Origin of the sequence: Bacillus sp. XF8 (assembly GCF_017498755.1) — a bacterium.
In the GTDB taxonomy this organism is placed as follows: domain Bacteria; phylum Bacillota; class Bacilli; order Bacillales; family Bacillaceae_G; genus Bacillus_A; species Bacillus_A bingmayongensis.
The window spans coordinates 1-2311 of record NZ_JAGDQK010000108.1 but is presented as its reverse complement, the minus strand read 5'-3'; the positions used below and the strand labels follow the sequence as shown (position 1 = coordinate 2311).

Genomic DNA, 2311 nt, shown 5'->3' with positions numbered 1-2311 from the left:
GTTTTGAATCTTTATTGCTTGTAATATGGATTATGCAAATATTTGCTACCTATACGATTAGTTACTACGCTGCTGCACTGGGGCTAGCACAACTCTTCAAAAAGAGCATTCATCCTTTTATGTTTGCTTTGCTTCCGATTATTTATATCATTGCTATGACTTCGAAAAATATAAATGATCTACTTAAATTCGGGGATATGGTCGGCAATACTGCTTTATTTTTATTTGGGTTACTACCACTGCTCCTTCTTATCATCACGCGATTAAAGAGAAAAGGGGGGCCATCGTGAAGAATAACTTTCACTATGTACGGGTTCTTTTGACTTTGTTTTCGATGCTTGTACTCCTGTTTCTGACAGGGTGCTGGAGTAGCAAAGAAATTGAAAAGATGAGTTTAGTTTTAGCTGTAGGATTGGATAAAGGTAAGGAGTCAACAATTGAGAAAGAGATTAAGGACCGAGGAGGAGGATATCCTAAAAGAAACCTTATAACATCTACTTATCAAATTGCAAGCCAACAAACGGGGAGTAAAGGAGACGGGGCACAACAAAAACGTTATGTTAATGTTTCTGAGACTGGAGATTCTATTCATCAAATAATCCGTGAATTTTCATTAAGAGAAGATCGGCCTTTGTTCGCTTCACATTTAAAAGTGATTGTGATTAGTGAGAATCTTGTACGCAAGTATAGTTTAGACCAATTACTTGATCAGTATCTCCGTGAAAATGAGAGTAGACTTAGCTGTCTTGTGTTAATCAGCAAGGGGCGAGCTAGTGAGACGCTGGAATCAAAGGAAATAGGAGAAATTCCAGCGTTTCATTTGGTTGGGATTGGAGATAATCAATATAGAATAACAAGAATTTTACCTCCTGTATCGCTCGCTAAATTAGGAGGTAAGATGGAATCAGGATCTAGTTTTCTTTTACAAAATGTAATTTCGACAAATGGTGAAGTAAAATTTGCGGGAGCTGCCATAATCAAAGGAAATACAAATAAGTTGCGTGGTTTTTTAAATGAAGAGGAATTAGAGGGGCTAATATGGATCAAAGGAAAAAGGAAAGGTGGTGTGGTAAAAGGCTTTGATAAAAAGACAGGGCAACCTATCATCTACGAGATAAAGTCCATAAAAAGCAAAATCACCCCGCATGTTAAGGGAAATAAGATTTCTTTTGATGTAAACATTGAATCAGAAGGGCGTGTGTCTGAAAATTGGATGCACTCAGGAAAAGGTTTTGAAAATGAATTTTTAAAAAGGGCAGAAAAAGCTGCTGAACAAGAAGTAAAGCACTTGGTGCATCATGTAACAGAAAAAATGCAGAAAAAATATCAAGTTGACGTTGCTGGCTTTGGAAACCGATTAAGAATTGAAGACCCAAAAGTATGGGAGAAAGTCAAAAAAGATTGGGATCAAACATTTAGTAGGGTACCGATTAAATATCATGTGAATGTAACCATACAAGATTATGGGGCGTCAAACTTCAAAAAGTGAGACGCCTTATTCCATTTCGCGAATGCATAATTCTAATTAATTATATTGCAAAACAAATGAATTTAAATTCAAAGCTCTTTCATCAATATAATTGCCAAAGCGTTTTGTGTGCCAGAAACTATCGTTATACGCTCTTGATCTACATCAATACCGAAAGATTTCATCTAATTGAGTTCTGCCGTTTTTTAATGGGGAATACCAGTTGGATTATTGTAATATCCTCGTTCCTCTTCGTATATTTGTACCAGAACCTTTAGAAATTCACAGTGATTATCTCGATGTTTTTACGCCAAAATGAATTTTTAAATACTTTAAAAATTGTTTTATAAAAAATGTACTTTTTGGTAAGATTCTGTACTTTTGATTATAAATTAAAGATACGTTTCTATTAGTTTAGATTTGAAAGCGCCTCAAAGGGTGGACTTTGAATTTTTTACTTAGCCTATATTCTTTTACTTACAGGCCATTTATATAGATTAGTAGTGAGAAAGGGGGTACTTCCCACAGTTTTATAGTTCTAAGCTTTTTCAATATGATGAAACTGTATGAAGCGCAGTCAAGGGAGAGACACATTAAAAAACAAAATGAACACATGCTTATGCTCATCTCCAATTTATATGAAGATGCTGTTCATTAAAAAAAACGTTGCAAGATGCTGAAAATATAACGAAAAAATCTTATGATTTATATAAAAGTTTAGACTCTTTAGAGAACAAACAGATGAGCTTTCAGGTTGAGGATTTACGGCAGCAGGCATTAAAAATTGCTGGTGAGGTCCATGACGTTAAAAAGGATAACCAACGTATTTTTGCTGGACTTTCA

The 2311-nt window shown here is 35.0% G+C and carries 2 protein-coding genes and 1 pseudogene; all 3 read left to right on the top strand.

The window, feature by feature from the left end; translation table 11 throughout:
- A partial coding sequence (locus tag J4P91_RS28570; protein WP_207996783.1) for a GerAB/ArcD/ProY family transporter occupies positions 1-290 on the top strand: 290 nt, incomplete at its 5' end.
- Positions 287-1489 (top strand): Ger(x)C family spore germination protein, encoded by a 1203-nt coding sequence (locus J4P91_RS28565; RefSeq protein ID WP_207996782.1) that lies wholly within the window; start codon positions 287-289, stop codon positions 1487-1489. The genes J4P91_RS28570 and J4P91_RS28565, both read left to right, overlap by 4 nt.
- A 499-nt stretch (positions 1490-1988) precedes the next feature.
- Positions 1989-2311: pseudogene (locus tag J4P91_RS28560) on the top strand (ATP-binding protein); the annotation flags it as partial.